The sequence below is a fragment of the Proteus appendicitidis genome (genome assembly GCF_030271835.1).
GTDB classification, from domain to species: domain Bacteria; phylum Pseudomonadota; class Gammaproteobacteria; order Enterobacterales; family Enterobacteriaceae; genus Proteus; species Proteus appendicitidis.
In genome coordinates, this window is sequence record NZ_CP127389.1 from 1,668,392 (window position 1) to 1,685,204 (window position 16,813).

A 16,813-nucleotide genomic window follows, 5' to 3' on the forward strand; every position below is an offset into this window, starting at 1 on the left:
TATGGCGTTACTTAAACTTGATAATTTAAGTGTTAATGAGCGGCTTAACGCATTTACAGAGCAAGTAAATTATGGCGAACGTGTCCACTTAATTGGCGCAAATGGCGCGGGGAAAAGCACACTTTTAATGGCGATCGCAGGAGAGCTTCAATTTAATGGTGAAATCATTCTAAACGAAACTTCAATAAGATATTATAAATATGATGATCTTTCTAGAATGCAGAGCATTGTTATACAACAATTGGAAGCTTTATCATTTATGTCTGTTTTTCATTATCTCTCGCTATATCATAAATTATCGAAAATGGATGTTCAGCAATTAAATATGCTGTTAAATGATTTTAAAATTGACAAATTATTATCAAAAAACATTCATCATTTATCGGGAGGTGAATGGCAGAGGGTCAGAATCGTTGGTGCATTTATCCAATTATGGTCAAGTTATGATTTAAAAGGAAAATTAATGTTACTTGATGAACCAACGAATAACTTAGATGTCGTACAGTTGGCTATTTTGGATAAGTGGGTTGATAAATTTTGCCAACAAGGTGGTGCTGTTATTATGAGTACACATAATTTGAATCATTCCTATCAAAAAGCAGACAGAGTTTGGCTCATAAAAAATGGATATTTGGTTGACTCTGGCGTACCTGCACTCTTATTGGACGAAAAATTATTATCAACTACATTTAATACAAATATCAAATGCATCAATGATGTTGATCATATTGATTGGCGGGTTTTGCAATAATATAGTTATTGTTTAGCTTATCTCCAAGTAATTATTAAGGTTTTTTTAATGTTTTCTTAATAAGACGGATGCCGGTGAACAATAGTTTGTATATAATTGTTTTTTCTTTATTCATTCATTCATTAATTAGGCTACATTTTTATGAGTCACTTCCTTCCTTTCTCTCGCCCTGCGATTGGCGATGAAGAAATCAAAGCCGTTGAGGATGTACTGCGTTCAGGTTGGATTACAACAGGTCCTCAAAATCATCAATTAGAGCAAGATTTTTGTGAAAAATTTGGTAGCAAACATGCTATCGCAATTTGCTCTGCCACTGCGGGTATGCATGTTGTTTTAATGGCGATGGGAATTGGCGCTGGTGATGAAGTTATCACACCATCACAAACTTGGGTTTCGACGATAAACATCATTACATTACTTGGTGCAGAGCCAGTGATGATTGATGTTGACCGTGATACTTTGATGGTGAGTGCAGAAGATGTCAAAAAAGCGATTACACCTAGAACGAAAGCAATTATTCCGGTTCATTATGCGGGCGCACCTTGCGATCTTGATGCATTAAGAAAAGTGGCACAAGATGCAGGCATTCCTCTTATTGAAGATGCAGCGCATGCTATTGGTACTCGCTATAAAAATGAATGGATTGGAGAAAAAGGAACTTCCATTTTCTCTTTTCACGCAATTAAGAACGTAACTTGTGCAGAAGGTGGATTAGTTGTTACTGATAATGACGAATTAGCCAATAGAGTACGTTGCTTAAAATTCCACGGTTTAGGGGTAGACGCTTTTGATAGACAAATTCAAGGGCGTAAACCTCAAGCAGAAGTTGTAGAGCCTGGCTATAAATACAACTTATCTGATATTCATGCAGCGATTGCCGTGGTGCAATTAGGGCGTTTAGATGAAATGAATGCTAAACGTGCTGAGTTAGTTGCTCTGTATCGTGAAAAACTCAAAGATTCTCCATTAGAAATGTTGAGTGTTCCTGAATATTCACATTTACATGCAAATCACCTATTTATGGTGAGAGTTGATAAAAATGCTTGTGGTATCGATCGTGATACCTTTATGGAGAAGTTGAAGAAAAAAGAGATTGGTACAGGGCTTCATTTCCGTGCAGCGCACACACAAAAATATTATCGTGAGCGCTATCCTTCTTTATCCCTTCCTCAATCAGAATGGAACTCTGCAACGTTATGCTCGCTGCCGCTGTTCCCTGATATGAATAATGAAGATGTTATTCGCGTTGTAGATGCGATCAATGAAATTCTTTCGGAGCATATTTAAGTGTCAACATTTGATGAAATCAAGAAAGTATCGGTTGTAATTCCCGTTTATAACGAGGAAGAGAGCCTTCCTCAGCTTTTAGAACGTACAATTAAAAGCTGTAAACAATTAAAGCAAGAATATGAACTGATCCTTGTTGATGATGGTAGTAGTGACAATTCAGCTAAGATGTTAGAAGAAGCGGCTGCAATTGAAGAAAATCACGTTATTGCAATTATTTTAAACCGTAATTATGGTCAACACTCCGCAATTATGGCCGGTTTTAATCAGGCTGATGGTGATTTAGTGATCACATTGGATGCTGATTTACAAAACCCACCTGAAGAGATCCCAAGACTTGTCGCGACTGCTGAAGAAGGGTATGACGTTGTCGGAACTCGTCGTCGTAACCGCCAAGATTCATGGTTTCGTAAAACCGCTTCAAAAATGATCAACTCAATGATCACTAAAGCAACAGGCCGCTCTATGGGAGACTACGGTTGTATGTTGCGTGCTTATCGTCGCCACATTGTTGAAGCGATGTTACAGTGTCACGAAAGAAGCACATTTATCCCTATTCTTGCGAACACATTCGCTCGTCGTACTATTGAAATTGATGTCGCACACGCAGAGCGTGAATATGGCGATTCAAAATACAGCTTTTTAAAGCTGATTAATTTGATGTATGACCTATTAACTTGTTTAACCACGGCACCATTACGTTTATTAAGTATCGTCGGCAGTGTGATTGCTGTATCGGGCTTTGTATTAGCCTTATTGCTGATTATTTTACGTATTATTTTCGGTGCAATGTGGGCAGCTGAAGGTGTATTCACACTTTTTGCAATCTTATTTATGTTTATCGGAGCGCAGTTCGTTGCAATGGGCTTATTAGGCGAGTATATAGGCCGAATTTATAATGATGTAAGAGCGCGTCCTCGGTATTTTATCCAAAAAGTGGTTGGAGTTAATAAACCCAACAAAGATCAGGAAAAAGACTAATGAAAGCAATAGTATTTGCCTATCACGATATTGGCTGTGTTGGTTTAAAAGCACTTGAAAAAGCAGGTTATGATATTCAGGCTGTATTTACCCACACTGACGATCCTAATGAAAATCATTTCTTCTCATCTGTTGCTCGTGTGAGTGCAGAAATGGGATTGACAGTATTTGCACCTGAAAATGTCAATCACCCATTGTGGATTGAACGTATCCGTGAAATGAAACCTGATGTCATTTTTTCTTTCTATTATCGTCACATGTTAAGTGATGAGATCCTGAATTTGGCACCTAAAGGCGCGTTTAATTTACATGGTTCTTTATTACCAAAATATCGTGGTCGCGCACCAATTAACTGGGCGATTGTGAACGGTGAAACAGAAACGGGTGTTACTCTGCATAAAATGACCGTGAAAGCGGATGCAGGTGATATCGTTGCTCAAGAAAAAGTGACCATTGCAGATAATGATACTTCTCTGATTTTACATGAAAAAATAAGAGAAGCCGCTGATAAGTTACTTTCTAGCACATTACCACATATTGCATCAGGTGATTATTCAACAACAGTACAAGATGAAAGCCAAGCAACTTACTTTGGCCGTCGTTGTGCTGATGATGGTTTAATCGACTGGAATGCAGATGCAAAAACAGTTCACAATTTAGTGCGTGCTGTTACAGAACCGTACCCAGGTGCATTCACTTTCTTAGGTGAACGTAAAATGATTATCTGGCGTTCACGCGCTGTTGCTGATAATCAAGGCAAACGTCCTGGTACTGTTATTTCAACAGAACCTTTAGTGATTGCGTGTGGGAAAGGTGCAATCGAAGTTGTTACTGGTCAAAGTGAAAATGGTCTTTATGTTCAAGGAAGTCGTTTAGCGACTGAAATGGGTATTGTGACTGATGTTCGCGTTGGACCGAAAGCGACTGCACAAGTTAAACGTCGCAAACGTGTTCTGATTTTAGGTGTGAATGGCTTTATTGGTAACCATTTAACTGAACGTTTATTGAAAGATGATAACTATGATATCTATGGTATGGATATCGGTTCTTCTGCAATTGAGCGCTTTATTGGTAATCCACGTTTCCACTTTATTGAAGGTGACGTGAGCATTCATACAGAATGGATTGAATACCACATTAAAAAATGTGACGTTATTCTGCCATTAGTGGCTATTGCAACGCCAATTGAATATACCCGTAATCCATTACGTGTATTCGAATTAGACTTTGAAGAAAACTTAAAAATTGTACGTTATTGCGTTAAATATAATAAGCGTATTATTTTCCCATCCACATCAGAAGTTTATGGTATGTGTGATGATAAAGAATTTGACGAAGATAATTCACGTCTGATTGTTGGTCCAATCAATAAACAACGTTGGATTTATTCTGTATCTAAACAGTTATTAGACAGAGTTATTTGGGCTTATGGTGCCAAAGAAGATCTGAAATTTACGCTATTCCGTCCATTTAACTGGATGGGACCTCGTTTAGATAACTTAAATTCAGCGCGTATTGGTAGTTCTCGTGCAATCACACAATTAATTCTGAACTTAGTTGAAGGTTCACCAATTAAATTGGTTGATGGTGGCGAGCAAAAACGTTGTTTCACTGATATCAATGACGGTATTGAAGCTTTATTCCGTATTATTGAAAACCGTGATAACAAATGTGATGGTCAAATTATCAATATCGGTAATCCAACTAACGAAGCAAGTATTCGCGAATTAGCAGAAATGCTGTTAGATTGCTTTGAAAAACATGAGTTACGTGGTCATTTTCCTCCATTTGCCGGCTTCAAGAAAATTGAAAGTAGCAGTTACTATGGTAAAGGCTATCAAGATGTTGAACACCGTAAGCCAAGCATTAAAAACGCAGAGCGTTTATTGGATTGGAAACCAAGTATCGAAACTCGTCAAACAGTAGAAGAAACATTAGATTTCTTCTTACGTGGCGCAGTTGAAGAATTAGGCACTAAATAGGAATAAACAATGAAGAAAGTTGGTTTGAGAGTTGATGTGGATACTTATCAAGGAACGAAACAAGGTATTCCACAATTGCTGGATGTATTTGCCAGACATAACATTCATGCCAGCTTCTTCTTTAGTGTGGGTCCAGATAATATGGGGCGTCATTTATGGCGCCTTTTAAAGCCCAAATTTTTATGGAAAATGCTGAGATCTAATGCTGCATCACTGTATGGCTTAGATATTTTATTAGCCGGTACAGCATGGCCGGGTAAAAAAATTGCTAAAAATTTAGGTTATTTGATGAAAGAAACCCAAGATGCAGGGCATGAAGTTGGATTGCATTCATGGGATCATCAAGGTTGGCAAGCAAAAGTCGGGCGCTGGTCAACAGAAGAATTAATGCAACAAGTTCGTTTAGGTGTTGAAGCACTGGAAAAAGCACTTGAAAACCCTGTAAAATGTTCGGCAGTTGCTGGATGGCGAGCAGATGAACGTGTATTAACAGTTAAAGAAACTTTTCAATTCGATTACAATAGCGATTGTCGAGGAACACATCCTTTCAGACCTATTTTAGAAAATGGTTCTATCGGTACGGTGCAAATTCCAGTAACATTACCAACTTATGATGAAGTCGTTGGTACAAAAGTTAAGGATGAAGATTTTAATCAATTTATTATTGATGAAATCAAAAAAGACAGGGGAATACCTGTTTATACTATCCATACTGAAGTTGAAGGAATGTCAAAAGCCGCTCAATTTGAGCAGTTACTGGCAATGATTGCAAATGAAGGCATCGAATTCTGCCCGTTAAGCGATTTATTACCACTAGATAAAGAAATGCTTCCGATGGGTAAAGTTGTTCGATCTGACTTTCCAGGTCGAGAAGGCTGGTTAGGGTGCCAACAAGAGGTCTAACGAAACTATGTTGAATAACCGGGCGAGTAAAATAGGGGCCATCCTCTTGGCTCTTTTTTTTGTTCTTACCTACTTATTTCCATTGAACAGCCGGTTATTATGGCAGCCAGATGAAACCCGTTATGCGGAAATTAGCCGTGAAATGGTGGTGAGCGGGAACTGGATTGTTCCTCATATGCTCGATATCCGCTATTTTGAGAAACCTGTTGCAGGTTATTGGATTAATAATGTTAGCCAATTAATTTTTGGCCACACTAATTTTGCTGTACGTTTTGGCTCTGTTATTTCTATTCTGTTAAGCACATTACTTGTCTATTTATTGGCAAGAATGATGTGGCGTAACCGCCAAGTCGCTTTTGTTTCTAGTTTAATCTATTTATCCATGTTCTTAGTGTTTAGCGTAGGTACGTACAGTGTATTAGATCCTATGTTGGCACTTTGGGTTACTGCGAGTATGGTTTGCTGTTTTTGGGCGCTTAAAGTGACCACAGTCAAAACACGAATATTAGCGTGGATAACATTAGGGCTTGCATGTGGTATGGCATTTATGACCAAAGGATTTTTAGCCTTAGCTATCCCGGTCATTGTTATGATCCCTATCACGCTGTATCAAAAACAATTTATGCAAATGTTGCTCTATGGCTTACTTGCGGTATTTAGTGCCGCATTAATTAGTTTGCCGTGGGCATTGGCTGTTGCTAAAGCAGAGCCAGATTATTGGCACTACTTCTTCTGGATTGAACATATTCAGCGTTTTTCAGGTGAAGATGCTCAACACAGCTCTCCATTTTGGTACTATATCCCAGTTGTCTTATTAGGTGTGATCCCTTGGCTTGGATTACTGCCGGGCGCATTAATGGACGCTTGGAAGAAAAGACGCAAACGTCCTGAATTATTCTTCCTATTATGCTGGTTTGTCGTTCCGTTCTTATTTTTTAGTATTGCGAAAGGTAAGCTACCGACATATATGCTGCCGTTTATGGCACCACTAGCAATGCTAATGGCGAAATATGGCGTAGATTGCGCACGCAAATTTAGAATGAAAGCGCTGCGTATAAATGGTTATATTAATATCTTTATTGGTGTTGCTGTTGTTATCGCTATTTTAGTTATTCAGCTCGTATCTTCAAAACCTATTTATATGCCATATGAATGGTCTAAATGGGTATTAGCGATAGTCGCATTTTCATTATGGGGTATTATTGGTTATCTTTGCTCTACACTTAATGGAAAACACTGGTTATGGGCGGCGTCTTGTTCGCTAGGTGTTAGCTTATGTATTGGTCAGGCAATACCAAATAGCAGCGTAGATGGAAAGTTACCTCAAGAATTTATTCGCCAAAATATCGAGACATTAAACGCAAGCAAATACATTGTGAGCAATAGCGTTGGTGTCGGTGCGGGATTAGCGTGGGAATTACAACGTAGCGATATTTACCTTTATGAAAGAACAGGCGAATTAACTTATGGTATTGAAGAGTATCCAGATTCTCAGCATAAATTAATTAAACCTGATAATTTTGCTCAGTGGTTAGAAGAAGCAAGAAAAGAAGGGAATGTTTCAGTTGTTATTACCTTTAAAGATCCTAAAAGATTAGCACAATTGCCAAGACCTGAAGAGCTAGTGACAAACCATCGAGTGGCTATTTTAACTTATGAGAAGCGTAATTAATGTCATTTGTTTTATTGCTGATCGTGAGTTTTTTGACCTGTATAGGGCAAGTATGTCAAAAACAAGCGGTGGTTAGCTGGCAAAGTGACTCTTTAACAAAAGCCAGAAAAACGATTTTCTGGCTTTTTGTTGCAATTGCGATGCTTGGTTTAGGCATGTTATTTTGGCTCCGATTATTACAGCTCCTTCCTCTAAGTATTGCTTATCCCATGTTAAGTATTAACTTTATTGTGGTGACATTAATTGGCCAGTTTGTTTATAAAGAGCCGGTTAATGTGAAACATTGGATTGGGATCGCGTCAATTATGGTTGGTATTATATTGATGAGTATACAAGCATGAAAGGCTATCTATGGGCAATTGGAAGCGCACTATTAGTGACGGTGGCTCAATTATTGCTAAAGTTTGGCATGTCTGAACTACCGGCTTTACAGCTAGAAAAACAGTGGTTTGATTTTTCATGGTTATGGGCCAATGTAATGCCACTTGCTATCGTGTTTGCTGGTCTTGTCGGTTATGTCCTTTCTATGGTTTGTTGGCTATTCACTTTACGTACCATTCCTTTAAATAAAGCCTATCCGCTGATCAGCTTGAGTTATGTGTTTGTTTATATTCTTGCAGTGATATTACCTTGGTTTCAAGAAACACCTTCATGGACAAAAACAGCGGGTGTTGCATTTATCATGATTGGAGTGTGGTTAATCAGTCAAAAAGCGAAAGATGCTCAAACACACTAACTTAATGATTGTAGAATTTATTTTTTGAATTCTGTTGTTAATTGTGCGATTTATGCTATCAATCATCACTCATTCATCTTCAATAACTTGTTTTTGCTTAAAAAAGCAGATAGATTTTAAAATCTATGATAACAATAATGGTGGATGCAATGAGAAAGTCTATTTTTTATCCTTTCTTACTCTGTATTATTCTGCTGGCTGGATGTTCATCTAGCCCATCTAAGCGTATTCCACCAGCGCCTCCTTTAAAAACACAACTTTCTGACCCTATCATGGTGATAGTGCAATTAAAATCGCAGCTTGAGCAATGGTATGGTACGCCATACAGCTATGGTGGAATGACGCCTTCTGGTATTGATTGTTCGGGCTTTGTGTATAAAACTTACAGTGATCGCTTTGATATAAAACTTCCTCGAATGACCATTGATCAAACCAAATATGGTACACAAATCAGTAAAAGTGATTTAATGCCAGGTGATTTGGTTTTCTTCAAAACCGGTGGTGGTGAAAATGGTCTTCATGTCGGTATTTATGATACTGATAATACATTTATCCACGCATCAACTAGCAAAGGGGTAACTCGCTCATCCCTTGATAATGTCTATTGGAAAAAGACATTCTGGCAAGCTCGCCGATTGTAGTTTCGTGCCATTTAACAGCCTAATATATTGAGAGTTATGGTATCTTATACCTTATTTTCTTCATATAGGTATTCCTTATGTCAGGCAAATTGCGTCTGTTAATTTCAGAGTCTTATGATCCTTGGTTTAACCTTGCTGTTGAAGAGTGTATTTTTAGACAAATGCCCGCTGATCAACGCGTACTTTTTCTTTGGCGTAACGATAATACGGTAGTCATCGGTCGAGCGCAAAATCCATGGAAAGAGTGTAATACCCGTAAAATGGATGAAGATGGTGTGAAATTAGCACGCCGTTCAAGTGGTGGTGGCGCTGTTTTCCATGATCTTGGCAATACTTGTTTTACCTTTATGGCAGGAAAGCCAGAATATAATAAAACGATTTCAACTCAAATTATTCTTAATGGATTATTAAAAGCAGGCATTAATGCTACGGCATCAGGGCGTAACGATTTAGTCGTTCCCCAAGATGATGGTGAAAGAAAGGTTTCTGGATCAGCCTATAAAGAGACTAAAGATCGTGGTTTTCATCATGGTACATTATTAATAAATGCTAATTTATCTAGATTAGCTAATTACCTCAATCCCGATCCGAAAAAACTTCAAGCTAAAGGTATCACCTCTGTACGCTCCAGAGTGGCTAATTTGGTTGAGATCAAACCTAATATTACCCATGAAAAACTGTGTGAAACTATCACTGAAAGCTTTTTTGAATACTATGGTGAGCGAGTAGAAGCAGAGATTATTTCACCACAAAAATTACCTGATTTACCCGGTTTTGAAGAAACTTTCACTAAACAAAGTAGTTGGGAGTGGAATTTTGGACAAGCACCTGCATTTTCACATCTTTTAGATAATCGTTTTAAATGGGGGGGAGTAGAGCTGCATTTTGATATTGAGCGTGGCAACGTTATTAGAAGCCAAATATATACAGACAGTTTAGATCCTGCACCATTAGAAGCATTATCAGAGATGTTGGTAGGGCAACGTTATACACCTGAGTCTCTAAAAGGGCTTATTGAGCAACTCATTCAGCGATATCCTAACAATAAAATAGAGCTTAACGAGCTTCAAGAATGGCTTATGACAGCGATAGCGTAATTTTTATCAACGTTAGAAAACGATAAACAATAAGCATAAAAACCAGCTAAAAAAGCTGGTTTTTTCATAAAGAATAACGTGATGCGAAATTGATTAGTGATTTTCACATGACATAAAGCAATGAGTGTCTGGCATTTTGCCATTTTCTCTAAATTTAGCGGGTGTAGTATTGAAATGCTTTTTAAAGATGCGTGTAAATGTTGCTTGAGAGCTAAAGCCATACATTAAAGCGATATCTAAAATAGACATATCTTTTTCTTGTAATGATTTAGCTGCTTCTAATAAGCGACGTTTGCGAACATATTCGCCTAATGTGCAGCCTTTAAAGTCTTTAAAAATGCGTTGCAAGTGCCACTTAGAGTAACCACTTTTATTTGCAATCGTATCGATTTTTATACCTTCGTTACGTTGTAACTGGGTTTCTAACCATTTCAGAATATCATTAACGACATTTTCAGCCATAAAACCTCCCACAAAAATGGTGGGGACACAGTGCCCAAGTAAATAGAATAGTAACGTATGTTATTTATAACCTATTTTAAGCATGGGGAAAATAACAGGTAGGCAAAAAGTGCTTTTCGTGATTGATAATCATTATCACAACGATAGGTGAGGCTTATATAGTTTAAGTAAGGTTTAACTTGCTGAATCTTTCTGATTAAAAATGTTATTTTGTATGACTTTTAGTTTGTTGAATTTATTGATTTATTTTTTTAACTTAATAATACTGTTATACCTTTTATTTGTCGTTCTGTTATGCTTTTTTGTGCGAAACACAAGCTAATCATTGATTAAGGTGTATTTGAAAGTCAATTTATTTGACTAAACATTGAAAAATTAAAATAAGATTTTCTAATCAATTGATGTGGTGTTGCCTTCACCATTTTATTTTCACTTGATAAGTTTATTGATAATAAATTAACTAAGCCACCTTTTAGAAAGTAATGCTAAAAGGTGGCTTGGTAATAAAACGTTAGGTAGTGTTCTTTTTAAGGGCGTAGAAAAACTTGAGGATATAAATGTTCAGGATGAGTATTAACACTCACATCTGCACCATACCATTTTTGTATATTTTCTGTTGTGAGTACGCTGTGTGGCGTACCTTCACAAACTAACCTTCCTTGATGCAGTAATAAAATTCTATCAGCATAAAGAGACGCTAAATTAAGATCATGCAAAACACAACAAACCATAAGATTCTGTGTTTTTGCCAATTGTTTTAATAAACGTAAGCTGTGTTGCTGGTGGTAAAGATCAAGTGCGGAAGTTGGTTCATCAAGGAACAATACGGCTTCTTGTGGTGTCGGGTGCCATAATTGCGCTAGCACTCTAGCAAGTTGTACTCGTTGTTGTTCTCCACCCGATAATTGACGATAGTCTCTATCTTTAAATTTTAAACAATCTGTTTGGAGTAGTGCGGTTTCAATGGCCATTTTTTTATGTTGCTGTCCATGAGGTGTTCTTCCCATAGCAACGACTTCTTCGACTGAAAATGAAAATGAGAGCTGGCTATTTTGTCGCATAACGGCACGGTTTTGCGCTAATTGTTGGCTATTCCATTGAGAATATTTTTTTTGCTTAAAATAACATTGACCTTGTGTGGGTGTTGTATAGCCTGTTAGTAAGCGTAAGAGCGATGATTTTCCTGCGCCATTAGGACCAATAATGGCAACTAACTCCCCAGCATTCAGTGAAAGTGACACATCATCAATAATGGTCTTATTGCCAATTTGGTAAGTTAAATTATTTCCATAAAGTAATGGTGTGTTTTGTTTTTCAATCATGACATTCTTCCTGCGGGTTGTCGTAAGATCAGCCAAAGGAAATAAGGGCCGCCAATTAATCCTGTAATCAGCCCCACAGGGATTTCTGCTGGAGATACTAGTGTTCGTGATAATGTGTCAGCAGCGAGCAATAGTGTTGCACCACCTAAAATAGTGGCAGGTAATAGCCATACATGGTTACTACCAATACGCATACGAATAAGGTGTGGAACGACAAGTCCAATAAATCCAATAACACCACTCAGTGCGACAGCACAGCCAATTAAAATGGCGCTAAGAAGTAACAGAATAAATTTGGTTCTTCTTACATTTAGCCCTAAGTAATGCGCTTCTTCATCACCAAGTTGTAATAGGTTTAATTTATGGCTTTGCCAACATGCCAAAATGCTGACAGGAATGATCACAAGGGTTGCAATGGATAAAGTTTTCCAGTCAATTTGGCTTAATGAACCCATCATCCAAAGTGAGAATTGACGTAGCTGTTGGTCGGTACTGATGTAACTTAATACACCAATAAAAGACATGCATAGCGCATTGATAGCAATACCGGCAAGCAATAACCGTGCTAAATTACCATCACTCAATTGATGCAATGAGAAGATAATCATTGCCACAATTAAACCGCCAACAAAGGCGGCAACAATATGGCTGTAGAATGCAAAAGCTGGCGAAAAAGAGAACGGTAGAATAATTACAATGGCAACCATTAGTGCCGCACCGCTACTAATACCAAGTAAACCAGGATCAGCTAATGAGTTTCTAAATAATCCCTGCATTATTGCGCCTGATATTGCTAACGCGCTCCCAACAAGAATAGCCAATAATACGCGAGGTAAACGGATATCAAGCCAAATTTGCCATTCCATATCATCAAAAGAGCTATTCCATAGTGTATGAAACGAAAGGGCTAATGCACCGCTATTCACAGAAATTAATGTAACAGTGGTGAGTAAAAAGAGTAAAACTAAAATACTCATCCACGGTGAACGAAAACGAGACATTATTGCTCCAATGCTTGACGAATTTGACGCATGACTTCTGGTGTTGAAAGGGTAAAGCCTAATAATCCCATGTCATCAACAACAACATAATGCTTGTTTTTACCCGCGGGTGTGTATTTTATGCCGGGTAGTTCCCATAGTTTTTCAATTCCGCCAATGCCTTTAATACCTTCTTTAGTTACTAGTAAAATATCAGGTTGGCTTGCAATCACACCTTCTTGAGAAAGTGGACGATAACTTGTAAAACCTTGCATGGCATTTTTACCACCCACCAGTGAAATAATGGTATCTGCAGCTGTATTTTGACCTGCTGCCATTGGAACAACACCACCATGACTCATGATATAAATGACTTTCTTATCGATAGGAGTGGTTGAAATTTGTTTGATAGAGAGGGCGAGCTTCTCTTTTAGTTGATGACCTTCTTGTTCTTTATTTAAAACAGTTGCGATGGTGTCTATTTTTTCATTAATGGCTTCTAATGAATGTGTACCAGTAATCGTTTTAACAGCAACTCCAGCTTCTTTAATACGACGTAATGCTAAAGAAGGGCGAGCGAGTTCACTGGTAATGATCAATGTTGGTTTGACAGATAAGATCCCTTCTGGGTTTAGCATTCGCATATAACCCACATCAGGAAGTGTTTTCACTTGTTCGGGAACTAAACTGGTGCTGTCTCTTGCAATAACTTGCTCACCTGCACCTAATGCGAAAACAATTTCTGTAATATCGCCACCAATAGTAACGATACGCTCATTGGCCAAAGTGATGGACGATATGACGCTACACAGGATCAAAAGAAGCCATTTTTTCATTAAATCATTCTCCGATTAGGCGATTTTAGTGAGAGTGTTCACTTGTTCACGCCACTGTAGTTGCTCAGCAGTACCTTCAGTGCGTTGTCCATAGAGTTGAGCAATTTGCTGTCCCTTGTTATCAAAGATTTCAAGACTGGTAACAAAACCATCTTGAGTTGGTTTACGTGTTACCCAACTTTCTGCAATTTCACTTTCAATTAAATGAAGTGTAAAAGCAGGATTGAAAACGTTGATCCAAATTTGCTCGCTATTTTCAAATTGATGCGGTACTAGGCGATCAATTTGACCTGTGAAAATTTGTACACAACCACGGCTACCGACAAATATCATGATCTCATTTTGCGCTTCTTTAGCTAGCTCTAATAAGGTTTTCAGCGCGTTGTTATCAACTTGATAAGCAAGATCATCAGGAACCGCTTTGAATGCTTGTTGACGACTTAAGTTGTTTTCTTTTAGTAATTTGAAGAATTGGTGAACGTCAGTCATTGAACGCCATTGTTGTTCAAGTTGTTCCGCTAATTCATTACTAACAGGCGTGTTTGAGTATGGTTCAACAGGAGTGATATCAAGAGCAGGATTTTCTTCTGATAAGAATGATTGAATAAGTGCATTCCATTCATCCATATTCGTGTTATCTGTCGCATAGACTTTATGTAATGCATCACCATGCATATCAAAGAATTGAATGCTATAACGCGTTCCTTTTGCTGTTTCTTCGGTAAGTGCAAAAATACTTGACCAATAAGCGAAGAAGAAGCGTAAATCCATAGCACGCGGATTTAAGATTAAACCTGCGTGATCGTTAAAACGGGCATTTGTGTATTCACCAAGGTGTTCATGAACTGCAATATCATTACGAGTAATTGCTTTGACTTCACCTACTTTACTTAATGCTTTTAATAATTCTTGTACATCATTACGTAGACGCTTTGCATCGTGCCCTACACGGGCATGAGTGAGTTCGGCTTCACTGACATTTAAGTAAGTTGCGAGATCTCGCGCGAACGATGCTTTTTTGTCCGCTTTAGCTTGCAGGTAGCTCTCATAAAGAGGTTTATTCACAGAAACTCCTATTATATCGTTGATTTTATTGTTAATTACCACTGATAACTCACAAGTACTTTTGCATTTCGGCCTTCTTGAGGAATACCTGCAGAAGAGTAATACGTTTTATCAAATGCGTTACCCAGTACAAATGAGGTTGTTAGCCCCTTTAATGAGGCATTACCTTCATAACGAAGGTAAAAATCATTAACGCCATAACCTGATTGTTGGCGATTGGTTGGACGATTAAAACGGTCATGCTTGGTAAAGTCCGTTTTTTTGGTAAATTGACCGACCCAACCCACAGAAAAATCGGTACTCGGTACAGGAATATCAAAGCGACTGGTTAATGTATCTGGCTCAATTGAGGTAATTGAGGCGTTAGTCGCATTATCTTTCCCTTTAGTATGGTTGTAGGCTAAATCCCAATTGAAGAATTTCGATTGGTAACTCATAGAAACATCCCATCCCCAAATAGTTGCTCTTGGAATATTTGTTGATTGTGTATATCCCTGAAAAATAGCAACATCTGCATCAATATAATCTTTTGCGCGAGTATTGAAATGGGCAGCTTTAATTTTCAGATTATCATTATTAGATAATAAGTCGTCGAATTGAAAACCTAACCCATATTCAGTAGTTGAATTGGTTTCAGGCTTTAAATTAGGGTTTGGACGCCAATAGTTTGTTGGCGCGCCAGGAAAAGGTGCATCAAAATGTTTTGCATCGTTATACATCTCACCTAAAGTTGGCGCTCTAAATGCTTGTGAGTAAGAGGTATACAGCATTGACCAGTCAGTTGGTGTGATACTGATTGCCCCTTTTGATGACCATTTATCCGCAGTAATGTCATCATAACGATCGTTTTGGCTCTTATATTTGTCAAAACGTGTTCCTAAAATTAGGGAGACAGGTAAATCACGTAAAGTGACTTCATCTTGTACCCAACCGGACATAAAACGGATATCGGCTTGTGGGAAGCTTTCTGCATTTTGGCTTGGTGATTGTTTTTGTTTATAAACCTCGCCACCATAAGTCAATCCATGTGATGCAAAGCTGTACGTACCCACCTGTGAGCGGTTTTCGAGTTTTACGCCATAGGTTTTTTGCTCTCGACCTTCAAATCCTTTTTGTACCGTTTTGGCATTGATATCAACTTCACTGTAATAAGCCTGTGTTTTCAAATTAATCCATTGTGAATCTGAAGGATCAAATTGATAGGTTAACTGAACATCTTTTTGTGTCGTGGTGCGATCAGTTTCTACATTAGCAAGTGTAGGATTTGAGGGAACTTGAGGATTTTTAGGTTGATTTGTATTGTTATGGTAATAGCGGAATTGTCCACTTAATGTGTTGCTATCATCAATTAACCAGCGTCCTTTAGAAAGGAGATTAATAATGGTTTCGTCATTTTGAGCGCGATAACCACCACCATAGCGGGTATCACCTTTATCACGGGCTGAGAATGCGACGAGTCCATCAAGGTTATCGTGTCGGCCAAAAGCCGTAACACCCAAACCTTGACTATGCTGGGCGGTATTACCAAGACCAGTAACTCGAACACCGCCTTGTTGATTGTTTGAAAGCAAGTCGCTTGCATCAACCGTATCGTAAGCGATAACACCACCAAGGGCGCCGCTACCATATAACAGAGCTGAAGGACCACGAATCACTTCAACTTGTTTTATAAGCAGAGGATCAACAAAAATACTGTCGATATGACCGGTGTCTGTTCCTTGGCGAACGCCATCTACAAGTGTCAATATTCCATTCTTACTGTATCCACGCATACTGATGGTTTCGCCATTGGTACGACCTGCACCTGAAATTGAAATTCCCGGTACATGACGAAGTAATTCAGAAGCGCTTCCTGCGGTTTCTGACAACGCATTGTTATTTTTTATAACCGTTGACATCATCGGTAATGTAAAGCTATCACGCTCATTACCTGTCGCATAAACTGTAAGCACTTCTGTTTGTTTCTTCTCATTAGTTTGGGTCTTTTCTTGTGCAGAGGCACAAGCAGAAGAAACTGCAATTGCCAGTAAACTGAATTTAATCAATAGGGATGACTGAGACATGCAGATGGATCTCCGTTATTTAATGGGCTGTTAAA

Annotated in this window: 16 protein-coding genes; 10 read left to right on the forward strand and 6 right to left on the reverse strand. The window is 38.3% G+C overall.

Annotation, left to right across the window (positions count from 1 at the left end):
- The first annotated feature begins 1 nt into the window (after position 1).
- From QQS39_RS07765 to lplA, 10 genes are all read left to right on the forward strand, one after another.
- Complete coding sequence (locus QQS39_RS07765) at positions 2 to 751, forward strand: vitamin B12 ABC transporter ATP-binding protein BtuD (RefSeq protein ID WP_285805683.1); 750 nt, start codon at positions 2 to 4, stop codon at positions 749 to 751.
- 141 nt (positions 752 to 892) lie between these two features.
- Positions 893 to 2,038 carry a UDP-4-amino-4-deoxy-L-arabinose aminotransferase gene (gene arnB / locus QQS39_RS07770; RefSeq protein ID WP_285805684.1) on the forward strand — a complete coding sequence of 382 codons (1,146 nt, stop codon included), beginning with the start codon at positions 893 to 895 and terminating at the stop codon, positions 2,036 to 2,038.
- Complete coding sequence (gene arnC / locus QQS39_RS07775) at positions 2,039 to 3,019, forward strand: undecaprenyl-phosphate 4-deoxy-4-formamido-L-arabinose transferase (protein ID WP_151434946.1); 981 nt, start codon at positions 2,039 to 2,041, stop codon at positions 3,017 to 3,019. It begins immediately after the preceding gene.
- Complete coding sequence (arnA, locus tag QQS39_RS07780; protein WP_151434947.1) at positions 3,019 to 5,001, forward strand: bifunctional UDP-4-amino-4-deoxy-L-arabinose formyltransferase/UDP-glucuronic acid oxidase ArnA; 1,983 nt, start codon at positions 3,019 to 3,021, stop codon at positions 4,999 to 5,001. The genes arnC and arnA overlap by 1 nt, the downstream gene beginning before the upstream one ends.
- Positions 5,002 to 5,010: 9 nt before the next feature.
- Positions 5,011 to 5,904, forward strand: coding sequence for a 4-deoxy-4-formamido-L-arabinose-phosphoundecaprenol deformylase (arnD, locus tag QQS39_RS07785; RefSeq protein WP_151434948.1), 894 nt, complete (start codon positions 5,011 to 5,013; stop codon positions 5,902 to 5,904).
- Between the two features lie 7 nt (positions 5,905 to 5,911).
- Positions 5,912 to 7,576: a lipid IV(A) 4-amino-4-deoxy-L-arabinosyltransferase gene (gene arnT / locus QQS39_RS07790; RefSeq protein ID WP_285805685.1), complete on the forward strand. Its 1,665-nt coding sequence runs from the start codon at positions 5,912 to 5,914 to the stop codon at positions 7,574 to 7,576.
- Positions 7,576 to 7,917, forward strand: coding sequence for a 4-amino-4-deoxy-L-arabinose-phosphoundecaprenol flippase subunit ArnE (gene arnE, locus QQS39_RS07795; protein ID WP_285805686.1), 342 nt, complete (start codon positions 7,576 to 7,578; stop codon positions 7,915 to 7,917). The genes arnT and arnE overlap by 1 nt, the downstream gene beginning before the upstream one ends.
- Positions 7,914 to 8,312: a 4-amino-4-deoxy-L-arabinose-phosphoundecaprenol flippase subunit ArnF gene (arnF, locus tag QQS39_RS07800; RefSeq protein WP_151434951.1), complete on the forward strand. Its 399-nt coding sequence runs from the start codon at positions 7,914 to 7,916 to the stop codon at positions 8,310 to 8,312. Before arnE ends, arnF begins: the two co-directional genes overlap by 4 nt.
- Before the next feature lie 149 nt (positions 8,313 to 8,461).
- Entirely contained in the window at positions 8,462 to 8,953 is a 492-nt protein-coding gene (locus tag QQS39_RS07805; protein WP_109397694.1) for a C40 family peptidase, read from the forward strand.
- 77 nt (positions 8,954 to 9,030) lie between these two features.
- A complete protein-coding gene (gene lplA, locus QQS39_RS07810; RefSeq protein ID WP_151434952.1) occupies positions 9,031 to 10,050 on the forward strand; it encodes a lipoate--protein ligase in 1,020 nt (339 codons plus the stop codon).
- Between the two features lie 93 nt (positions 10,051 to 10,143).
- On the opposite strand, the gene QQS39_RS07815 is transcribed toward lplA, so the two are convergent.
- The 6 genes from QQS39_RS07815 to QQS39_RS07840 form a co-directional block, all read right to left on the reverse strand.
- Positions 10,144 to 10,512 (reverse strand): helix-turn-helix domain-containing protein, encoded by a 369-nt coding sequence (locus QQS39_RS07815; RefSeq protein ID WP_069369334.1) that lies wholly within the window; start codon positions 10,510 to 10,512, stop codon positions 10,144 to 10,146.
- A 527-nt stretch (positions 10,513 to 11,039) separates the two neighbouring features.
- The gene (locus QQS39_RS07820; RefSeq protein WP_196570651.1) at positions 11,040 to 11,834 is read right to left on the reverse strand and encodes a heme ABC transporter ATP-binding protein; all 795 of its coding nucleotides are present in this window, start codon (positions 11,832 to 11,834) and stop codon (positions 11,040 to 11,042) included.
- Positions 11,831 to 12,835 (reverse strand): FecCD family ABC transporter permease, encoded by a 1,005-nt coding sequence (locus QQS39_RS07825; RefSeq protein WP_285805687.1) that lies wholly within the window; start codon positions 12,833 to 12,835, stop codon positions 11,831 to 11,833. The genes QQS39_RS07820 and QQS39_RS07825 overlap by 4 nt, the downstream gene beginning before the upstream one ends.
- On the reverse strand, positions 12,835 to 13,650 hold the full coding sequence (locus tag QQS39_RS07830; protein ID WP_285805688.1) for a heme/hemin ABC transporter substrate-binding protein: 816 nt from the start codon (positions 13,648 to 13,650) through the stop codon (positions 12,835 to 12,837). The genes QQS39_RS07825 and QQS39_RS07830 overlap by 1 nt, the downstream gene beginning before the upstream one ends.
- A gap of 15 nt (positions 13,651 to 13,665) precedes the next feature.
- Positions 13,666 to 14,715 carry a hemin-degrading factor gene (locus tag QQS39_RS07835; RefSeq protein ID WP_151434955.1) on the reverse strand — a complete coding sequence of 350 codons (1,050 nt, stop codon included), beginning with the start codon at positions 14,713 to 14,715 and terminating at the stop codon, positions 13,666 to 13,668.
- 35 nt (positions 14,716 to 14,750) lie between these two features.
- Positions 14,751 to 16,778: a TonB-dependent hemoglobin/transferrin/lactoferrin family receptor gene (locus QQS39_RS07840; RefSeq protein ID WP_285805689.1), complete on the reverse strand. Its 2,028-nt coding sequence runs from the start codon at positions 16,776 to 16,778 to the stop codon at positions 14,751 to 14,753.
- Between the last annotated feature and the right edge of the window lie 35 nt (positions 16,779 to 16,813).

Excerpts from the sequence above, each read along its gene's own strand:
- arnT (WP_285805685.1), top strand. The coding sequence starts at position 5,912 with ATGTTGAATAACCGGGCGAGTAAAATAGGGGCCATCCTCTTGGCTCTT.
- QQS39_RS07805 (WP_109397694.1), top strand. The coding sequence starts at position 8,462 with ATGAGAAAGTCTATTTTTTATCCTTTCTTACTCTGTATTATTCTGCTG.
- arnE (WP_285805686.1), top strand. The coding sequence starts at position 7,576 with ATGTCATTTGTTTTATTGCTGATCGTGAGTTTTTTGACCTGTATAGGG.
- arnB (WP_285805684.1), top strand. The coding sequence starts at position 893 with ATGAGTCACTTCCTTCCTTTCTCTCGCCCTGCGATTGGCGATGAAGAA.
- QQS39_RS07840 (WP_285805689.1), bottom strand. The coding sequence starts at position 16,778 with ATGTCTCAGTCATCCCTATTGATTAAATTCAGTTTACTGGCAATTGCA.
- QQS39_RS07765 (WP_285805683.1), top strand. The coding sequence starts at position 2 with ATGGCGTTACTTAAACTTGATAATTTAAGTGTTAATGAGCGGCTTAAC.
- QQS39_RS07820 (WP_196570651.1), bottom strand. The coding sequence starts at position 11,834 with ATGATTGAAAAACAAAACACACCATTACTTTATGGAAATAATTTAACT.
- arnF (WP_151434951.1), top strand. The coding sequence starts at position 7,914 with ATGAAAGGCTATCTATGGGCAATTGGAAGCGCACTATTAGTGACGGTG.
- QQS39_RS07825 (WP_285805687.1), bottom strand. The coding sequence starts at position 12,835 with ATGTCTCGTTTTCGTTCACCGTGGATGAGTATTTTAGTTTTACTCTTT.
- arnA (WP_151434947.1), top strand. The coding sequence starts at position 3,019 with ATGAAAGCAATAGTATTTGCCTATCACGATATTGGCTGTGTTGGTTTA.
- lplA (WP_151434952.1), top strand. The coding sequence starts at position 9,031 with ATGTCAGGCAAATTGCGTCTGTTAATTTCAGAGTCTTATGATCCTTGG.
- QQS39_RS07815 (WP_069369334.1), bottom strand. The coding sequence starts at position 10,512 with ATGGCTGAAAATGTCGTTAATGATATTCTGAAATGGTTAGAAACCCAG.
- QQS39_RS07830 (WP_285805688.1), bottom strand. The coding sequence starts at position 13,650 with ATGAAAAAATGGCTTCTTTTGATCCTGTGTAGCGTCATATCGTCCATC.
- arnD (WP_151434948.1), top strand. The coding sequence starts at position 5,011 with ATGAAGAAAGTTGGTTTGAGAGTTGATGTGGATACTTATCAAGGAACG.